General features: G+C 64.8%; 14 protein-coding genes and 2 pseudogenes. 8 read left to right on the top strand and 8 right to left on the bottom strand.

Annotation, left to right across the window (positions count from 1 at the left end; all coding sequences use genetic code 11):
* Nucleotides 1-83 precede the first annotated feature (83 nt).
* The 4 genes and pseudogenes from O987_RS22315 to O987_RS22300 form a co-directional block, all read right to left on the bottom strand.
* Nucleotides 84-769, bottom strand: a pseudogene (locus tag O987_RS22315) (N-carbamoylsarcosine amidohydrolase).
* On the bottom strand, nt 766-1,851 hold the full coding sequence (locus O987_RS22310; protein WP_003051990.1) for a hypothetical protein: 1,086 nt from the start codon (nt 1,849-1,851) through the stop codon (nt 766-768). The pseudogene O987_RS22315 and the gene O987_RS22310 overlap by 4 nt, the downstream one beginning before the upstream one ends.
* 161 nt (nt 1,852-2,012) lie before the next feature.
* Nucleotides 2,013-2,834, bottom strand: a pseudogene (locus tag O987_RS22305) (alpha/beta fold hydrolase); the annotation flags it as partial.
* Nucleotides 2,835-2,845: 11 nt separating this feature from the next.
* On the bottom strand, nt 2,846-3,625 hold the full coding sequence (locus O987_RS22300; protein ID WP_003051994.1) for an Asp/Glu racemase: 780 nt from the start codon (nt 3,623-3,625) through the stop codon (nt 2,846-2,848).
* A 322-nt stretch (nt 3,626-3,947) separates the two neighbouring features.
* Between O987_RS22300 and O987_RS22295 the strand changes: the two genes are divergently transcribed.
* The 4 genes from O987_RS22295 (at nt 3,948) to O987_RS22280 (ending at nt 10,376) form a co-directional block, all read left to right on the top strand.
* Complete coding sequence (locus tag O987_RS22295; protein WP_003051996.1) at nt 3,948-5,105, top strand: FAD-dependent monooxygenase; 1,158 nt, start codon at nt 3,948-3,950, stop codon at nt 5,103-5,105.
* Between the two features lie 95 nt (nt 5,106-5,200).
* Nucleotides 5,201-5,758, top strand: a complete 558-nt coding sequence (locus O987_RS22290; RefSeq protein ID WP_043374860.1) for a (2Fe-2S)-binding protein — start codon at nt 5,201-5,203, stop codon at nt 5,756-5,758.
* Nucleotides 5,755-8,718 carry a cytochrome c gene (locus tag O987_RS22285; RefSeq protein ID WP_043374856.1) on the top strand — a complete coding sequence of 988 codons (2,964 nt, stop codon included), beginning with the start codon at nt 5,755-5,757 and terminating at the stop codon, nt 8,716-8,718. Before O987_RS22290 ends, O987_RS22285 begins: the two co-directional genes overlap by 4 nt.
* 341 nt (nt 8,719-9,059) lie before the next feature.
* Nucleotides 9,060-10,376 carry an MFS transporter gene (locus tag O987_RS22280; RefSeq protein ID WP_043374852.1) on the top strand — a complete coding sequence of 439 codons (1,317 nt, stop codon included), beginning with the start codon at nt 9,060-9,062 and terminating at the stop codon, nt 10,374-10,376.
* Nucleotides 10,377-10,458: 82 nt separating this feature from the next.
* On the opposite strand, the gene O987_RS22275 is transcribed toward O987_RS22280, so the two are convergent.
* Nucleotides 10,459-10,926 (bottom strand): MarR family winged helix-turn-helix transcriptional regulator, encoded by a 468-nt coding sequence (locus O987_RS22275; RefSeq protein ID WP_043376850.1) that lies wholly within the window; start codon nt 10,924-10,926, stop codon nt 10,459-10,461.
* Between the two features lie 270 nt (nt 10,927-11,196).
* Between O987_RS22275 and O987_RS22270 the strand changes: the two genes are divergently transcribed.
* From O987_RS22270 to O987_RS22255, 4 genes are all read left to right on the top strand, one after another.
* The gene (locus O987_RS22270; protein WP_043374850.1) at nt 11,197-13,362 is read left to right on the top strand and encodes a formate dehydrogenase subunit gamma; all 2,166 of its coding nucleotides are present in this window, start codon (nt 11,197-11,199) and stop codon (nt 13,360-13,362) included.
* 10 nt (nt 13,363-13,372) lie between these two features.
* Nucleotides 13,373-16,288: a formate dehydrogenase subunit alpha gene (gene fdhF / locus O987_RS22265; protein WP_043374847.1), complete on the top strand. Its 2,916-nt coding sequence runs from the start codon at nt 13,373-13,375 to the stop codon at nt 16,286-16,288.
* Nucleotides 16,288-16,527: a formate dehydrogenase subunit delta gene (locus tag O987_RS22260; RefSeq protein WP_003052010.1), complete on the top strand. Its 240-nt coding sequence runs from the start codon at nt 16,288-16,290 to the stop codon at nt 16,525-16,527. The genes fdhF and O987_RS22260 overlap by 1 nt, the downstream gene beginning before the upstream one ends.
* A 470-nt stretch (nt 16,528-16,997) precedes the next feature.
* Nucleotides 16,998-17,924: a DMT family transporter gene (locus O987_RS22255; protein ID WP_043376844.1), complete on the top strand. Its 927-nt coding sequence runs from the start codon at nt 16,998-17,000 to the stop codon at nt 17,922-17,924.
* Nucleotides 17,925-17,946: 22 nt separating this feature from the next.
* On the opposite strand, the gene O987_RS22250 is transcribed toward O987_RS22255, so the two are convergent.
* The 3 genes from O987_RS22250 to O987_RS22240 all read right to left on the bottom strand — a co-directional run bounded on the left by O987_RS22250 (nt 17,947) and on the right by O987_RS22240 (nt 19,433).
* On the bottom strand, nt 17,947-18,477 hold the full coding sequence (locus tag O987_RS22250; RefSeq protein ID WP_003052014.1) for a cytochrome b: 531 nt from the start codon (nt 18,475-18,477) through the stop codon (nt 17,947-17,949).
* A gap of 102 nt (nt 18,478-18,579) precedes the next feature.
* A complete protein-coding gene (locus O987_RS22245; RefSeq protein ID WP_080731588.1) occupies nt 18,580-19,068 on the bottom strand; it encodes a low molecular weight protein-tyrosine-phosphatase in 489 nt (162 codons plus the stop codon).
* Entirely contained in the window at nt 19,065-19,433 is a 369-nt protein-coding gene (locus O987_RS22240; protein ID WP_003052019.1) for a hypothetical protein, read from the bottom strand. Before O987_RS22240 ends, O987_RS22245 begins: the two co-directional genes overlap by 4 nt.
* Between the last annotated feature and the right edge of the window lie 88 nt (nt 19,434-19,521).

Here is a 19,521-nt window from a genome sequence, read left to right as displayed (position 1 = left end):
AAGGGCCTACGCCGGCCGCGCCACCCCGCACCGAGGGTGCCGACCTCCTTGGGGTGTCGTGCAACGGGAAGCGGCGAAGCCGCTCAGGGGGGCAATCCATCCGTAGCAGCGATGGCTTGGCTCAGCGGCATCACGGCCGCGTACTTCTGGGCCATGTCGAACAGGTTGGCATCGTGCGGGCCCAGGGCGCGGTCGCCGCAGCAGTCGGCCACCACCAGCGGGCGAAAGCCCGACTGCATGGCATCGACCACGCTGGCACGCACGCAGCCGCTGGTCACGCAGCCGGCCACCACCAGGGTCTGCACGCCGCGCTGGGCCAGCCAGGGCGCGAGCATGGTGCCGAAGAAGGCCGAGGGCGTGCTCTTGCGCACCACATACTCCCCAGCGGCCGGGGCCAGTTCGGGCACGATGGCGCTGTGGTGGCTGTCTTCCTTCAGGGTCAGCATGCCGGGCACCTTCAGGCAGAAGATGTTGTGGTCGGCATCGTCGTCCGAGAACACGATGCGGCTGTGCGCCACAGGCCAGCCGCGCGCGCGGGCATGGGCCAGCAGCTGCCGCGTCTGGACGATGGCTTCTGGGATGTTGCCGCCACCGAATACGGCCGGGTCGGCAAAGCCGTTGACGAAGTCGATGATGAGCAGGCCGAAGGGGCCTTGAGCGGCAGCGGCGTGCCGAAGCCCTGGCGCGCGTAGGCGGAGATGTCGCCCTGCACTCCTTCGGTGGGCACGCTTTGCGCGCCGGTGGCCTGGCTGGCGGTGGTGTTTGTCATGCGATGTCCTTTCCTTGGCTTGCCCTTCTGGCGGCGCGCGCCAGTCCTTCCTCGTCCTGCACCACGCCGTGAATGACCGTGGGCTTGCCGTCCAGGGTCACCGTGCAATGGCGCATGGGAATGTCGATGTGGCAGGCCGTGGTACGGCTGCCCCCGGCCTCGTTGTTGGGGCCCATGGACCACAGGAAGTTGCCCTCGAAGGCACGCGCGTCCATGCCAATGTGGGTTTCCTTGTTGTAGTGGGCCAGCATGGACCAGTGAGCGCGTGGCTGCAGGCCCCAGCCGATGTGCGAGACCGCATAGGCCTCGGGGTCCTCGTAAGAGGCCATGTACTCCTTGAGGATGTCTGCCTGCAGGCCGCCGCTGATGCGCGTGACGTAGCCTTTTTCGATGATCAGCTCGATGGGGTCGGTCACGTAGTCCTTCATGGGCAGAAGGATGTCGCCTCGGTCCAGGATCACGCGGCCGTTGCTTTCGCCCTCGTCGGGCCAGGTCAGCACGAAGCCGCTTGGCCAATGGTCCCAGCGACCGGGTTGATCCACGAAGCCGTATTCGCAGATGGCTGGGAAGCTGCCCAGCCGGCAGTGCAGGTCGGTGCCCGCAGACGAGCCGATGTGCATCTGCCTGGCCGCCTCGATGCGCTTCGACGCGGCCTGCACGCGCGCACGGTCGGCCTCGGTGGGCACCAGGCGGCACAGCACCTCGGGCGGCTCCACGGCCAGCAGGATCTTGGTGCCGGTCTGCAGGATTTCGTGCTGCTCGGGCGAGAACAGCAGGGTCATCAGGTCCAGCACCAGGTCGCTGGCCTTGAGTGCAGCGATGGCGGCGGGGTTGCCGGTCAGCGGAGTCGTGCCCAGGTAGGCCAGGGAGTCGCGGCTCAGCGACTTTTCAGCATTGACGGGGGGCAGGTCCAGGCGATTGACGCGCGCGCCCATTTCGCTGGAGGCGGCGACGGCGCAGCGCAGCGTCTGCGGGTGCGTGTCGGCGCCCGTGAGCACGGTGACGGTCTGGCCGGCTTCGAGGCGGGACAGCGTGAGCACCTGTTTCCAGGCGTGGATCAGATCGATATCGCTGACGGACATGGTCGGCTCCTTGATTGACTGGGATATGGGTGGTGGGCGCGTGAATTTCGCCAGGGACACCAAGCAAGGGCCTGGGCCGGCCGCGCCGCCCCGCAGCGAGGGTGTCGTCGGCTGCCCGTACGCCCCCTGGGGGAAGCGGCGCAGCCGCTCAGGGGGGGGCATATGCTCGCACCCAGGAAATCGCCCAGGGCCTCATAGAACCCGGCCTCGTTGTCCCAGGGAATCATGTGGCCGGCACCGGGCACGCGCACGTGCTCGGTCTGGGGTGCCAGGCCCTGCCACTCAGCCACGTCCTCGTCGCGTACCACGTCGCCGCGCTCGGCCGTGACCAGCAGCAGCGGGTGCTGGATGCGGGGCAGGTCGGCATGGATGTCGTCACGGCCGAAGTCCTCGAAGCTCTGCACGATGGCAGGCTCATGGCAGGTGTGCAGCCATTGGGCACGCAACTGGCGCTGCTCTTCTGTCCAGGTGGGGCAGAAGTCGCGCATGGCTTCGGCATCCATGCCCAGCGCGGCCTGGCGGATGGAGTCCACATACCAGGGCAGGGCGGCCGGGTAGGCGCGACGGCCCGGGCCAGACACCGGCGGATCGACGATGACCAGGCGAGTGAGCCCGGTCGGCTGGCTGCGCGCGGCACGCACGGCAATGCGTCCGCCCATGGAGTGGCCGACCAACGCCCAGCGCGAAAGGCCCATTGCCTGGGCGAAGGCGGTCACGTCGGCGGCCTGGGCATCGAGTCCATAGTCCAGGCCCGGGCCGGACGAGGACAAACCACGGCCGCGCACGTCCAGCACATAGGTGTCGAACTGACGACCCAGGTGCTCGGCCACGAAGCCCCATGTCACGGCCGGGCTGGTGATGCCGGGGATCAGGATGACGGCGTCGCGCTGCGCGCGCTCGCCATCGGCGCCGCCGTAGCGCAGATAGTGCTGGCGTATGCCGTTGGCATGGACGTTGCCGCCGTAGAGGAATGTGCTGCTCATGCGGTTTCTCCTCAGGCCTCGGCCGCCGTGTCGTAGGGATAGGCACCCGACAGCAGCGCACCTGCACCCGGCACCACGGGGTCGAGGCCCAGTTCTTTGAGGATGGCGTAGGTGGTGGCAATGGAGGCGGTCAGCACGGGCTTGCCGGTTTCGGCCTCGACCTGGGCCACGGCCGGCAGCGAGGGCATCTGCACGCAGGCCGACAGCACGATCACGTCGGCGTCGGCGTAGTTCATGCCCGCCACGATGCCGGGCAGTTTGGCGGGGTCGTGGCGGCCCACGTCGAGGTTGTCGGGGATTTCCAGCGCACGCCAGTCCACCACCTCGAAGCCTTCGGCGGCGATGTAGTTCTTGACCAGCTCGGTCAGGGGGACCATGTAGGGGGCGACCAGGGCGATCTTCCTGGCGCCCATGACCTTCAGCGCCTCCACCAGAGCACCCGCGCTGGTTATCACGGGCGCGGTGGCGCCGTTGCTGGCCGTGCGCTCGGTCAGTCGGGCCTGCGAGACGCGGTGGTATCCCTGGCCCATGGCCATGATGGCCACGAGGCAGGCATAACCCAGCACATCCACGCGCGCATCGCTGAGTTCCAGCGCGCAGCGGTCGCTTTCGGCATCCATGGCGGCCAGCTCTTCCTTCACCACTTTCTTCATGCGCATGCGGCTGGAGTGGAAGGTGAAGCGGTCCTGGGGGCGCAGCGTGGAATGGGCCTGCAGCATGGCCGGCACTTCGGTTTCCATGGTGGTGTTGGAGCTGGGGACGATCTGGCCGATGCGGAACGTTTGGGTCATGGCTTGCCTTTGCAGAGTTTTGAGGGTTTCTGATCAGAATCAATTGAGTGTGTGCGCTTTATTCTTGCAAAAGATATGCCGACTTGCAAATGAGAGTTTGCTCGGTGTTTGTACTTATTTGGTGCGAAATTTGCACCAAAAATGTTGAATTTCAATTTATTCTGCCGCTCCATGGTGCATGCGTGATTTTGGAAATTTAAGTGCATACACCTGAATTAGATGTTTTGTTGCCTGGCACGCTTCCTGCTCTCAAGCATTCATGGACGCGCCGAAGCAACGCTTGCCCCGTCTGGCTTTCAACATTCCTGCAAGGAGAAAAACTGTGTCTCAATCCCCTCGAATCGCCGTTGTCGGTGCCGGTCTCGGCGGGGCCGCTGCTGCCAAGCTGCTGCTCCAGGAAGGCTTCAATGTCCGCGTCTATGAGCAGGCGCCCAGCTTCTCTCGCCTGGGAGCCGGCATCCACGTCGGTCCCAATGTGATGAAGATCCTGCGTCGCATCGGCATTGAGGACGCGCTCAACGAGCAGGGCTCCCACCCAGACTACTGGTACAGCCGCCACTGGCAGACGGGCGACGTGCTGGCCCAGATCCCGCTGGGCGACTACGCCGTCAAGGAATACGGTGCCAGCTACCTCACCGTGCACCGCGGCGACTTCCATGCGCTGCTGATCGAGGCCTTGCCCGACAGCGTGATGGCCTATGGCAAGTTCCTGACCAAGGTGGAGGATCGGGGCAACGTGGTGCTCATGCACTTCGCCGATGGCACGACCGAAGAGGCCGATATCGTCATCGGTGCCGATGGCGTGAACTCGCGCATCCGCGAAGAGCTGCTGGGCCCAGAGCTGCCCAAGTACGCCGGCTACCTGGCCCACCGCGCCGTATTCCCCACGCCCGAAGTCAAGGCCGGCATGCTGCCCTTCGACGCCTGCGTGAAGTGGTGGAGCGATGACCGCCACATGATGACCTACTTCGTCACCGGCAAGGCCGACGAGCTGTACTACGTGACCGGCGTTCCGGTCGAGAAGTGGGACCTCGACGACCGCTGGCTGCCCAGCAGCAAGGAAGAGATGCGCGAGGCCTTCTCGGGCTGGCACCCTACGGTGCAGGCGCTGATCGACGCCACCGTGGAAGTGACCAAATGGTCGCTGCTGGAGCGCGACCCGCTGCCGCTGTGGAGCCGTGGCCGCCTGGTGCTGCTGGGCGATGCCTGCCATCCCATGAAGCCCCACATGGCCCAGGGCGCGGCCATGGCCATCGAGGACGGCGCCATGCTGGCGCGCTGCCTCAAGGAAGTCGGTGCGCACAACCATGAGCTGGCCTTCGCGCTGTATGAGGCCAACCGTGCCGAACGCGCCAGCAAGGTGCAGCGCATCTCGCACGACAACACCTGGCTGCGCACCAACGAAGATCCGTCCTGGTGCTTCGGCTACGACGTGTTCAACGTGCCCCTGGTCGAACCCAGGGTCAAGGCCGCTGCCTGATACTCGCTGCCCTGCCGGACAGGGAATGGATATCCCCCTCCCGTCTGGCAGCAGAACGCCCACATCCTGAACCGCAGTTGCAAGAGCCTCGTCCCATGGGAATCCCAGTTCATTCAAGCAGTCCCTCCCACCTCATCTTCTTGCAGGTCAATGCACGGGCATGCGAGGTGCCGGCCGCTCCCGGGACGGCGCTGCTGCATGTGCTGCGCAATGACCTGGAGCTGAACGGGCCCAAATACGGCTGCGGCCTGGGTGAGTGCGGCGCCTGCACGGTGCTGATCGACGGTGTGGCCGCGCGTTCCTGCGTGATTCCCGTGAAGGCGGCAGTGGGCCGAGAAGTGACCACGCTGGAAGGCCTGGGATCGCGCCAGTGTCCGGGCCCCACGCAGCAGGCCTTCATTGACTGCCAGGCCGCCCAGTGCGGCTACTGTCTCAACGGCATGATCATGACGGCGGAGGCCTTGCTGCGCCGCAACCCGAACCCCACCGAGCAGGAACTGCGCAACGAGCTGCACCACAACCTGTGCCGCTGCGGCACGCATGTGGAAATCATGCAGGCGGCCCTGCGCGCCGTGCAGCTGCGTGCGGAACGGGCCACGCTGCAGGCACCCTCCGGCGTTCCATCTTCCAGCGCGGGCGAGGTCCAGCCATGAACACGGCTGACAACACCCCCGCCCTGCCTTGCGACCTGCTGCACGGGCTAACGTTGCGCCCGCCCGTCGCGGCCTGGGACGGGCTGCGCTACCAAGGCAGCGTGCCCGCCCATGCGCGGCTGGACCAGGCGCAGGCCATGTCCGGCGTGGTGGCCGCCGTGCAGCGCGAGCATTTTCTGGGCGTGGTGGCCGTGGCGCCCGTCCATGCGCGGCAGGCGCTTGCCAGCCTGGTGCCTGTATGGAAAGACGGGCAGGCGGCCTTGCAGGCTCGCCCCGTCTCTCACTCCCCCGGATCGCAGGAATCGTACGAGCCGATCGATACCGGTCGCTATGTCTGGCGCATGGCTGGTGCGAGCGCCGGTTCCGGCACGGCACGCGTGGCCGCGTGGTGCCTGGACGGTCATATCAGCCTCTGGCTGCCGCCGTGCGAAGCCGACGTACGCCAGATGATCGGTCGTGAACTGGTCGCGCTGCTGCAGTGCCAGGAATCCGCGCTGCGGCTGTTCAGCGTGCCTGCCATGGGCTATGGCAGCGTGCATCCGCTGGACCTCATGGATGCGGCCGCCGATGCGGCCCTGCTGTCCCATGCCGTGGGCCGGCCCGTCAGCGTGGCCTGCGAGGCCGGGACTGCGGGTACCGGCGCTGGCCGCGAGCTGGTGCTGCGCGTGGATGCGCAGCCTTCGCAGGCGCTTGAAGCCGGCACGATGGTGCAGTCCCATGAAGGCCATGCATCGCTGCAGCTCGACTTGCTGCTGTCCGACACCCCCTGGGCCGTGCGCCCCAGCATGGCGCGCCTGCTGAGCCAGCCCGGTTTGACGCGAGCCGCCGCTGTGGCCACCGTGCTCGATGCCGGCGAAGTGCGCGAGCGCAAGGTGGTGGCCAGCCTGCGGCATGCCGGTGTCGACGATCTGAATGCCGCCCAGGTCTTTGCCCGTGAAAGCCATTGGCATGAGCAGGCCCTGGGTCTGGGGCATGACCCACTGCAGTGGCGCCTGCAGCACTTGCCCGAAGGCCCGGTGCGCGATCTCGCGCAGCAGGTGGCCGAGCGTGCGCAGGTATCACCGCAAGACGACATTCCGCAAGACACCGATGGCCGCCTGCTGGGTCGAGGCTTTGCCACTGCCCAGCTGCAGACTCTGGATGCTCAGGGCGCCGACCTGCATGCCTGGAGCGCCTGGGTGGCCGAGGTGGCCGTGCATCCGCTCACCGGCGAGATTGAGGTGACCCGGGTGGTGGCCGGCCATGACAGTCGCAGCCTGCAAGCGGCCCAGGCGGCCAGAACGCGGCCCGAAATCGTGCAGCAGGACCCCCAGTTGCTGGCCGATGCGCGCCGGTTGCTGGGCACGGCTCCCGCCTTCGACGACTGGACTGGTTCCGCCGCTTCCGCTACCGGTTTCGATGTGATCGCCAGGCCTGGTTCCGATCTGGTGCAGCAGGCGCGCGGCGATGTCGGACCCATCCGCCAGGGCGGTCTGGCGCTGGACGGGGTGGCCACGCTGCCCGCCGCCGCCGCCATTGCCAACGCCATCCACCATGCAACGGGCGTGCGCCTGCGCGAAGTGCCCTTTCGGCCCGAACAACTGCGCCTGGCGCTGGCCGGCGAGGGCGCGGGCAAATCATCCATTGCCAAGTCCGGCCGTGGCTGGGGCTGGCTGGCTGCAGGCGCCGCGGGCCTTGCCGGCATGGCTGCCATGGCCTGGCCGCTGAAGCCGGCCCTGCCGCTGACGGACGGGCCAGACGTCTCCCTTTATTCGCCCCAGGCCCTGGAGCGCGGCCGTCTGGTGGCTGCCGCGGGCGACTGCGTGGTCTGCCACACGGCGCCGGGCGGTGTCTCCAATGCGGGAGGCTTGGGGCTGGAGACGCCGTTCGGCACCATCTACTCCACCAACATCACGCCCGACAACGAAACTGGCATCGGTCGCTGGTCCTATGCTGCCTTCGAGCGCGCCATGCGCCGCGGCATCCACCAGGATGGACGTCAGCTGTATCCGGCATTCCCGTACACGGCCTTCGCCAAGCTCAGCGATGGCGACCTGCAGGCCCTATATGGCTACCTGATGTCCCAGCCCGCCGTGAAGGCCAAGGCCCCCGAGACGCAACTGGCCTTTCCCTACAACCTGCGCCCGGCCATGGCCGGCTGGAATCTGCTGTTCCACGACGCCACGCCCTTCAAGGCCGACCCCGCGCGCAGCGCCGAATGGAACCGGGGTGCCTATCTGGTCGAAGGTGCGGGCCATTGCGCGGCCTGCCACTCGCCGCGCAATGCGCTGGGGGCCGAAAAGAGCGGCATCCGCTATCTGGGCGGCGGCGAGGCCGAAGGCTGGAGCGCCCCTGCGCTCAACCAGCTGGCCCGCGGCAAGTTGCCCTGGAGCCGCGAGGAGCTGTACCGGTACCTGCGCACGGGCTTCTCGGCCCGCCATGGCGTGGCGGCGGGGCCCATGGCGCCCGTCATCCACGGCTTGGCCCAGTTGCCTGAAGCCGATGTGCGCGCCATGGCCACGTATCTGATGGAACTCCCGGGCCAGGCCGCACAGGATGCGCACAACGCACCGGCCCAGGCCGCGCCCGTCGTTCCTCTGACTACAACAGTGGCAGCCCCTGTGGCCGCATCGGCCCCGGAGATGGTGCGCCAGGTCAACGGCGAGCGCATCTACCAGAACGCTTGCGCGGTCTGCCATGAGGCGGGCAGCGGGCCCACTCTGTTAGGCGTCAAGCCTCTGCTGGCCCTGAACACCAACCTGCATGCCGCAAGCCCGGACAACCTGCTCCAGGTCATCCTGAACGGCATCCAGACACCCGCCGACGATGCGCTGGGCTATATGCCCGGCTTCAGGGACAGCCTGGACGACAGGCAGATTGCGGACCTGATCGGATATTTGCGTCAACGATTTGCACCGGAGGAAAAAGCTTGGCCAGACGATACGAAGACGATTAAGCGGCTGCGAGCGCATGCGCCCTAGGGGCTGCGGCGGGCGGCGGCATGGGCGGTGCCGCGGATATGGATCTCTTGCCCTGGAATCTCTCCAGGGGCCGGGTCCGGACATCTGATGCTGGGGACAGGGGATGGACAGCCACGGACGGGCTATCGCTATGCCGACCGTACGGAATGTGCCCATCGCCTGGATGCAGATACCGACATCTGGAATCTTTTTCATCGGTCCATGGAAATGGCGCCGAGGGAGTGGTTCGCTCTGGATGTGTGATGGGTGGAAAGCACTGCACGAATAGGCCGAGGCCGAATGGCGGTGCTTGCGAGAAAGACAGATTCAACAATTGCGATGACTAAAAAAGGAGTCCCTGCATGTCATCTACATATATTTCAGTGGAAAAAGGCATCCAGACTGCGGGTGTGGGCAAGTTTCAGTACCGGCTGTTCGTGATCTTCGGCCTGGTCTGGCTGGCGGACGCCATGCAGGTGCTGTCCATTGGTTTCAGTGCGCCGTCCATTGCCAAGACTTTCGGCAAGACCGTGCCCGAGGCGCTGCAGACCGGCACCTTCTTCTTCATCGGCATGCTGATCGGTGCCTTCGTCTTCGGCAGACTGGCAGACCGCATAGGCCGCCGTCCGGTGCTGATGATGGCCGTGGTGATCGATGCCTTTGCGGGAGTGGCTTCGGCTTTTGCGCCCGAGTTCGCCTGGCTGCTGGTGCTTCGCTTCATCACTGGCATTGGCGTGGGCGGCACGTTGCCCGTGGACTACACCATGATGGCCGAGTTTCTGCCCAGCGACCGCCGTGGCCGCTGGCTGGTGCTGTTGGAGTCGTTCTGGGCTGTGGGCACCATCTTTCTGGCCATCCTGGCGCTGGTAGCCGTATATTGGGGCGAGGATGCCTGGCGCGTGATCTTTTTCGTGACCGGACTGCCGGCGCTGATCGGCGTGGTGCTGCGCTTCTATATCCCCGAATCGCCCATGTACCTGAACCGTAACGGCAAGTCCGAAGAGGCGCGCAAGGTGCTGCAACGGGTGGCCAAGGTCAACGGGAACACGGTCGACATCCCGGCCCTGCAGCCTGAAAAGCAGGAGCGCAAGTCTCTCTTCTCCCTGTTCTCGCAGGATCTGCGCCGTCGCAGCTTCTCGCTGTTCCTGGCCTGGGCGCTGATCTCCATCGCCTACTACGGCGTCTTTGTTTACCTGCCTGTCAAGCTCAGCAGCGAAGGCTTTGCCTTCATGCGTGGCCAGGTCTTCCTGGTGGTGCTGGCACTGGTGCAACTGCCCGGTTTTGCGCTGTCGGCCTACGGTGTGGAGCGCTGGGGCCGCAAGCCCACGCTGATCGGCTTTCTGCTGCTCAGCGCCGTGGGCTGCATGCTATACAGCCTGGGCTCTTCGCCCTTCGTGGTGATCGGATCGACGCTGCTGATGAGCTTCTCGCTGCTGGGTACCTGGGGCGCGTTGTATGCCTTCACGCCCGAGGTCTACCCGACCGATCTGCGTGCCAGCGGGATGGGCATGGCAGGTGCTGTGGCGCGTTTCGGCGGCCTGTTCGCCCCGGCCATCATCGCGCCCCTCATGGCCACCCATTTCACCATGGCCCTGGCCGTGCTGTCGGCGATGCTGGTCGGTGGTGCGCTGGCGATCTGGGCGGTGGACGTGGAGTTGCGCAACCGGGCGCTGGATTGATGACGGTCTGAGCGCCCGGCTCAGCAAAAAGGCCAGCAGGATTGCTCCTTCTGGCCTTTGCTTTTTTTGGGGCTGCAGCAACTCATTCGGAGTCGCTGCCTTCCAGCATTTTTCTGAGCAGGAAATCCAGCGCCAGACGCTCCGCGGGATTGAGCTTTCCGTAGGTGCTTTCGGTGATCTGCTTGGCAAAGGGCTCCATGTCGTGCACCAGATCCTGACCGGCTTCGGTGAGGTTGATGACGACCTTGCGCCGGTCCGTGCGGTCATGCTCCACATGTACCAGTTCGCGCTGCTTGAGCCGGTCCACCACGCCGCGTATGGTGGCCTGATCGATCACCGTGGCCTTGACGATGTCGGCGAGCGAGCTGCCTTTGTTGTCACGCACGGAGCACAGCACCACGAATTGTGCTGCCGTAAGCTGAGAGTCGGGAATGTACTGCTGGAAAAGCGCGGCATGCCTTTGATAGACGCGTCGCAGCAGGTGGCCGATCTGGTCCGAAAAGTGATAGCCATCTTGTGGCGTCAGGGCTGATGGCGGCTGCTGAATCATGGTTCGCGTGAGCTTACCAAAAATCACGCCAATTACCGTGATTTGCGGCAAGCCCGGTGCATGGACGAGACGCTGCGAAACTGCGTCAACGGAGAGCATCGGAGCTTGCAGGTAAATCGGCGCAGGGTGTCGGCTCATTTGCGCATTGAATGGCGCAATCAGGAATATGAATTTGACGGCTTGCCGCTCAGGGCTTGAAATGGCAGACGAGACAAAGCGCCTGCGGAGCATACCGCGCTGCTTCCACAATGAAAGCCAGTTGGGACACCCATGCCAGCCATTCAAGGGAAGATCATTCCCATCGCCTTCGACGGAGCCGCCAGTGCCGGTTCCGCACTCGGTGGCCATGAGCGCGAAGCTCTCGAGCACGCCATTGCCGACCATGCAGCGCGCCCTGGCTCTCTGATCGAGCTGCTGCACTCCCTGCAAAATGCGCTGGGCTTTATCCCGCGCGCTGCCGTGCCCGCCATTGCCCAGGCCCTGAATCTTTCGCGTGCCGAGGTCCATGGTGTTGTCAGCTATTACCCGCATTTGCGCGAGCAGCCGCATGGCAGGACGCTGATCCAGATCTGTCGGGCCGAAGCCTGCAAGTCGCGCGGTGCCGATGCATTGTTCGCCCATGCGCAAGCGACACTGGGCTGCCAGGCCCATGGCACGAGCGCCGATGGCAGCGTGACGCTGGAGCCTGTCTACTGCCTGGGGCTGTGCGCCCAGTCGCCGGCGGTGATGGTCGACGAGAGCGAAGTCCATGCACGGATGACTGCGGACCAGCTCGACGCCTTGCTGGCAGAAATACAGAAAAATCAGCTTGAAACCAACGAGGATAAAGCGCAGGCAGCTCTCGAAAATGAAGTTGTCGATGCCGCGCGCATCTATGTGCCGCGCGATGCCGCGGCCCTGGCCGTTGGCGCGAATGCGGTGGCCGAGGCGCTGCAGCGCGAGTGCGCGGCGCGAGGCCTGGCGGTGGTGCTGGTGCGCAACGGCTCGCGCGGCCTGCTGTGGCTGGAAACCCTGGTCGAAGTCGAGACTGCGCAGGGCCGCGTGGCCTACGGCCCGGTTCAGGCGGCTGACGTGCCGGGTCTGCTGGATGCCGGCATGCTGCAGGGCCGGCCGCATGTGCTATGTCATGGGCTGACCGAGCAGATGCCTTATCTGGCACGGCAGGAGCGTCTGACTTTTGCGCGCGTGGGCATCATCGATCCGCTGAGTCTGCGGGACTACGAGGCCCATGGCGGCTGGCAAGGCCTCAGGGCTGCTGCGGCCATGGCGCCCGAAGCCATCGTCCAGCAGGTGCTGGACTCCGGCCTGCGCGGTCGCGGCGGGGCGGCATTTCCTGCGGGGATCAAATGGAAGACCGTGGCGGCTGCAGAAAGTGCGGGAACAGGGCCGCAGAAATACATTGCCTGCAATGCCGACGAAGGCGATTCGGGCACGTTCGCCGACCGTCTGCTGATGGAGGGTGACCCGTTCTGCCTGATCGAGGGCATGGCGATCGCCGCTCTGGCCGTCGGTGCGACGCAGGGCTATATCTATGTGCGCAGCGAATATCCGCATGCGATTGCGGTGCTGAACGAGGCGATTGCACGTGCCAGTGCCGCAGGCTGGCTGGGCCGCAATGTGGCCGGCAGCGGCAAGGCGTTCCAGCTGCAGGTGCGAAAGGGTGCGGGCAGCTATGTCTGCGGCGAGGAGACCGCCATGCTGGAGAGTATCGAAGGCAGGCGCGGCATTGTGCGTGCCAAGCCTCCGTTGCCCGCGATCGAAGGCCTGTTCGGCAAGCCCACGGTCATCAACAATGTGATCACGCTGGCGACTGTGCCCATCATCCTGGCCAGGGGCGCGGCCTTCTATCAGGGCTATGGCATGGGCCGCTCGCGCGGCACGCTGCCGTTCCAGCTGGCGGGCAATATTGCGCAAGGCGGGCTGGTGGAAAAGGCCTTCGGCCTCACGTTGCGCGAGCTGGTGCAGGACTTCGGCGGCGGCACGGCCAGCGGCCGGCCCGTCAAGGCCATTCAGGTGGGCGGCCCGCTGGGCAGCTATGTGGCGCCCGAGGACTGGGATGATCCGCTGGACTATGAAACCTATGCCGCCAAGGGCAATGTGGTTGGCCATGGCGGTCTGGTCGTGCATGACGACGGCGCCGATATGGCCCAGCTGGCACGCTATGCCATGGAGTTCTGCGCCATCGAGTCCTGCGGCAAATGCACGCCCTGCCGCATCGGCTCCACGCGAGGGGTGGAGGTGATAGACCGCATCACGCGTCAAGGCGGCGCCGAGCATGCAGCCAATGTGGCGCTGCTGGAGAGCCTGTGCGACACCATGCAGCACGGTAGCCTGTGCGCCATGGGCGGCATGACTCCCTATCCGGTGCGCTCTGCACTGCAGCACTATCCGCAGGACTTCGGTATCGAGCCCGTGCAGACCGTGAACCCCGCCTGAGGAGAGAGCCATGCTGGAACATTTGAAGAACACCGATTGCGGAACGCCTGCCAGCCTGTCCGAGGAACTGGTCACGCTGCATATCGACGGCCGCGAAGTCACTGTGCCCAAGGGCACATCGCTGATGCGCGCCGCCGTCGATGGCGGCATCAAGGTGCCCAAGCTCTGTGCCACGGATTCGCTGGAGCCCTTTGGTTCCTGCCGGCTGTGTCTGGTGCAGGTCAAGGGGCGCAAGGGCTTTCCTGCGTCCTGCACCACCCCTGCCGAAGCAGGCATGAAGGTGCGCACCCAGAGTCCGCAGCTGCAGGAGCTGCGCAAGGGCGTGATGGAGCTCTATATCTCCGACCACCCGCTCGATTGCCTGACCTGCTCGTCCAACGGCGACTGCGAGCTGCAGGACATGGCCGGAGTGGTCGGTCTGCGCGAGGTGCGCTATGGCATGGATGGAGCCAACCACTTCAAGGGCGAAGCCAGGGCCGAGGTCGATACCTCCAATCCCTATTTCAGCTACGACCCCAGCAAGTGCATTGTCTGCAATCGCTGCGTGCGCGCCTGCGAGGAAACGCAGGGCACGTTTGCGCTGACGATCAGCGGACGCGGTTTCGAGTCGCGCATCACGGCAGGGCAGGGCGACGGCTTCATGGCCAGCGACTGCGTGAGCTGCGGTGCCTGCGTGCAGGCCTGCCCCACAGCCACCTTGCAGGAAAAGACCGTCGTCGAGCTGGGCCAGAGCGAGCACAGCGAGATCACCACCTGCGCCTACTGCGGCGTGGGCTGCGGCTTCAAGGCCGAGATGAAGGGTGAACAGGTGGTGCGCATGGTGCCCTGGAAGGATGGCAAGGCCAACGAAGGCCATGCCTGCGTCAAGGGGCGTTTTGCCTGGGGCTATGCCACGCACAAGGACCGCATCACCCAGCCCATGATCCGCGCCAAGATCACCGACCCCTGGCGCGAGGTGAGCTGGGAGGAGGCGATAGGCCATGCGGCCAGCGAATTCCGCCGCATCCAGGCCAGGCATGGCAGGGACTCGATTGGCGGCATCACCTCGTCGCGCTGCACCAACGAGGAAACCTATCTGGTGCAGAAGCTGATCCGCGCCGCCTTCGGCAACAACAATGTCGATACCTGTGCGCGTGTCTGTCACTCGCCGACGGGCTATGGCCTGGGCCAGACCTATGGCACGTCGGCAGGCACGCAGACCTTCAAGTCGGTCGAGCACTCCGATGTGATCATGGTCATCGGCGCCAATCCCACGGCGGCGCATCCGGTGTTCGGCTCGCGCATGAAAAAGCGGCTGCGTGGCGACGCCCGGCGTGCCGGCGCCGGTTTGATCGTGATCGATCCGCGCGAGATCGAACTCGTCAACTCGCCCCATGTCAAGGCCGACTATCACCTGCAGCTGAGGCCCGGCACCAATGTGGCCATGATCACGGCGCTGGCCCATGTGATCGTCACCGAGGGCTGGCTGGCCGATGCCTATATCGACGAGCGCTGCGACGCCAAGTCCTTTGCGCAATGGAAGGAGTTCGTTGCCAGGCCGGAGAACTCGCCCGAGGCCACGGCCGACATCACCGGCGTGGCTCCCGAGCTGGTGCGTGGTGCGGCGCGGCTGTATGCATTGGGCAGTGCGGATCATCCGCAGGGAAGGCAGGTCAACTCCGCCATCTACTACGGCCTGGGCGTGACCGAGCATGCGCAGGGCTCGACCATGGTCATGGGCATTGCCAATCTGGCCATGGCCACGGGCAATGTGGGGCGCGAAGGCGTGGGCGTGAATCCCCTGCGCGGCCAGAACAATGTCCAGGGCTCCTGCGACATGGGCAGCTTTCCGCATGAGCTGCCGGGCTATCGCCATATCTCGGACAGCATCACCCGAGCAGAATTTGAAGGCGCCTGGGGCGTGAAGCTCAGTCCCGAGCCGGGCTTGCGCATTCCGAATATGTTCGAGGCCGCGCTGGAAGGCAGCTTCATGGGTCTGTACTGCGAGGGCGAGGACATCGTGCAGTCCGACCCGAACACCCAGCATGTGACGGCAGCGCTTTCGGCCATGGAATGTGTGGTGGTGCAGGACATCTTCCTCAACGAAACCGCCAAGTACGCCCATGTGTTCCTGCCCGGATCTTCCTTCATGGAGAAAGATGGCACGTTCACCAATGCCGAGCGCCGCATCTCGCGCGTGACCCAGCTCATGCAGCCGCTGGCTGGTTATGCCGACTGGGAGGTGACGCAGCTTTTGTCCAATGCGCTGGGCTATCCCATGAACTACGGTCATCCGCGCGAGATCATGGCCGAGATCGCGGCCCTGACCCCCACTTTTGCGGGCGTGAGCTACGAGAAGATCGAGCGTCTGGGCAGCGTGCAGTGGCCCTGCAATGAAGGCACCGAAGAGGCGGGAACGTCCATCATGCACAAGGACAGGTTTGTGCGCGGCAAGGGCCGCTTCATCATCACCCAGTATGTGGCCACCGATGAAAAGGTCACGCAGCGCTTTCCACTGCTGCTGACCACGGGACGCATCCTGTCGCAGTACAACGTGGGTGCGCAGACGCGGCGCACGGCCAACAGCCAGTGGCATGGCGAGGACAGGCTCGAGATTCATCCGCATGACGCACAGGACCGTGGCATCCGCGATGGCGACTGGGTGGGCATTGAAAGCCGCTCCGGCCAGACGGTGTTGCGCGCCACGGTGACCGAGCGCATACAGCCTGGTGTGGTCTACACCACCTTCCATTTCCCCGAGTCGGGTGCGAATGTGATCACCACCGACAGTTCGGACTGGGCCACCAACTGCCCCGAGTACAAGGTGACGGCCGTGCAGGTATTGCCCGTGACTCAGCCCTCAAGCTGGCAGCAGGGCTACAGGCGTTTCAACGACCAGCAGCTCGGTCATCTGGCCGCGGCGCAGATGGAGATGGGAGGTCAATGATGGACGTGAACAACCTGATCCGCATGGCCAATCGCATAGCCGAGTTCTTCGAGGCCATGCCCGAGCATGACGAGGCGCTGGACGGTGTGGCCCAGCATATCCAGAAGTTCTGGGAGCCGCGCATGCGGCTTCGCATTCTGGCGGCCTTGAACGAGCCTTCCGAGGCCGCGCAGCTGCGGCCTCTGGTGCGCGACGCGTTGCACAAGCATGCCGCGCTGCTGGAGCCTGTGCAGGCATAGCGCGGTGCGCCAGACAGAAGCGCCATGCATCCATCCGGAATGTGTTGCGGGTATATTGGGTCTTTAGAGCGTGTTTACGATCTCCTCGCGCCGCGACAGAGGCTTTGCGGGCTAGGATGCCAGGGGGCGGCCCCCGCGCGCGATACCGCAGCAATAGCCGTGCTATTGCGAGGATTCGCGCGGCCGGCGAGGCAACGCCGCAGACCGCCCCTGACCGGGCGTGCGCAAAGCCGCTGTCCCGAAGGGGTGGCGCGAAATCGGGCGATTTGCTGCGCGCAGTCTCTTGCTTGCACCCCGGTGCAAGCGGCGAGCCATCGCTTCGAACTCATCCCGATTGCGCTCCAACGCGGCTGCGTAGAGATCGTAAACACGCTCTTGGATCCCTGATCTGCGCCGCTGCCCACGATCGAATGGCCGCGGCTTTTTTGTTGCCCATCTTCATGACTTCCGAATCCGTCAAAAGCTCTTTGATGAGCGCGCATCTGCGCCTTCTGGGCATGGCCCTGCTGTGGGGCGCTTCCTGGCCGGCAGGCCGCATTCTGGCGCTCAACATGCCGCCGCTGGCAGCATCGGCGCTGCGCTTTTTGCTGGCCGCAACCCTGTTGCTGCCCTGGCTGTATTTCTCAGGCGGGCTGGGTGCCCTCAGGCACTGGTCTGTCAAGACCTGGCTGGGCATGTTTGCCGCAGGCGGGACCGGGGTGTTCGGCTACGCCAGCTTTTTCCTCACCGGTCTGCAGCATCTGCCTGCGGGCAAGGCGGCGCTGCTCATCACGCTCAATCCGGTGGTCACGCTGGCTTTTGCCGTGTGGCTGTTCAAGGAACGCATCAACATCACCATTGCCCTGGGCATGTTGCTGGCGGCCTGCGGCGCTGTGGTGGTCATCTCGCATGGCAACCCCATGCAATTGCTCAACGGAACGGTGGGGGCGGGCGAGATGCTGATTCTGGGCTGCGTGGCCTGCTGGGTTTGCTACACGCTGATCGGCCGCGCCATGCTGGCAGGCGTGGATGCACTGGCTGCAACTACCGTGACTTCCCTTTTCGGCGCCGTGCTGCTGCTGGCCGCCAGCCTGGTTCTGGAAGGCCCGCAGGGGCTGGTTTCGGCATTTCAGGCCAGTGGCATGGCCTGGACCGCCATGGTCTTCATGGCCTATGGCTCCACGGCCCTGGCCTATGCCTGGTACTTCGCGGGCGTCAAATCGCTGGGCGCGGGCGCCGCCTCGGGCTATATCACGCTGGTGCCAGTGATCGGCGTGCTGCTTTCGGCCCTGCTGCTGGGAGAAAGCGTTGACGGCTCCATGCTGCTGGGTGGCGCCATGGCCGTGCTGGGCACGGGGGTGATGAACTGGGGGCGCAGACCTGTTCGGCGCATGGCGCTCAAGAAGGCGATCGAGTAGGCTCTGTGCCAGAGGCCCTTGCTCAGCGGCCCGGGCGCATGCGCTGCATCAGCCCATCCTTTAGCACGAACTGATGCCAGAGTGCGGCTGCCGCATGCAGGCCCACGGCGATGAAGACCAGGTTGGCGCCGAATTCGTGAATCTGCTTGAGGTTGCGGCCCAGCGGCATGTCGATCGCCATGGGCAAGGTCCAGGACGTACCGAAGAGAGGCACGGGCTTGCCCGACCAGCCCAGTGCCATCAAACCGAGAATCGGCATGGCCAGCATCAGCACATAGAGCGCGGCATGCATGGCATGCACGCTCATTTCCACCCAGTAGGAGCTGGCGGGTGGCGGAATTCTGCCCAAGGCTCGAACCATGAGGCGAAGCGTCATCAAGGCCAGCACGATGATGCCCAGGCTTTCATGGAGCATGCCCAGCTGTGCGCGCTCAGGCGTTCCCTTGGGGAAAAAGCCCTTGATCTCTATGGCCGCCACGGCCAGGGCCGCAGCCAGAAAAACGAGCCAGTGCAGCAGGATCAGGGGACGGGAATAGGAGGGGGAGCCTGTCATAGCGGAGCATGAAGTGGGTAAATATCTACCTTCAGTATCCGCAAACGGCTGCGCGCCCGCTTTGACGCTGCGCAGGCCATGACGCCCAGAAAAGAAAGACTCTCAGTCTGATGCCTGACTCAGAGACTGCAACAGATGGCTGCAGGCATCCTCGACCAGATCCAGCACATGCTCGAAGCCGCGCTCGCCACCGTAATAGGGGTCGGGCACTTCCTGGTCGCCGAAGCGCTGGCAGTAATCGGTCAGTCGATGCAGGCGCTCTTGCTGTGCCGGACTGGCAAGGCGGCGGGCGGCGGTTTCATTGGCGCTGTCCATCACCAGTACCAGATCGAAAGCGTCGAAATCCTGCTTCGTCAGCTGCCGCGCACGCTGCCCGCTGAGGTCATAGCCCCGGCGGCGTGCATGCTGCTGGCTGCGGGCATCGGGGGCCTCGCCCACGTGATAGCCGTGCGTGCCGGCGGAGTCCACCTGTACCCGATGCTGCAGACCCGCATCCGCGACCATTTTTTCCAGCACGCCATGGGCTGTGGGGCTGCGGCAGATGTTGCCGGTGCAGACCATCAGAACGCGAACGGGTTTGGCGGCAGTCATGGCTGATCTTTCACTGTGGCCTGTACCTCGGCCATCCTGGTTTCCAGTGTGCGGATCTGGGTCTTGAGCTGGCGCATGCTGCTTTGCATGGTCACTCCCAGCAGACGGCGCATGCCTTCGAAGAACAGCACCATGAAGAGCACCACAGGCAGAACGCCCCAGCGCAGCCAGGGCGAGGCCTGGTTGATCCAGGCTACTGCGCAGACCACCACAGCCATGGCCACGGCAAGATAGTTCCATTTCCTCGAGCTTTGCATCTTGCTCTCGTACTTCTGCGCAGTGGCCTCGAGCTGCTGTTCAGTGACTCTGAGCTTGGCAATGGACGCCTGAATCTCTTCAAGGCTGGCGGGCTTGTCTGACGGCATAGGGCAGATGATCGTTAAGAGAGGGGGCAGGTGTTATACCGGCCTGAATCGATTCTGATAGCTGAAAGCGCTTGAAGGGCAAGCGCTT

This window comes from Comamonas testosteroni TK102 (assembly GCF_000739375.1).
GTDB lineage: Bacteria > Pseudomonadota > Gammaproteobacteria > Burkholderiales > Burkholderiaceae_C > Comamonas > Comamonas brasiliensis.
The sequence above is the reverse complement of the archived record's forward strand: the minus strand, read 5'-3'. Positions and strand labels throughout refer to the sequence as shown.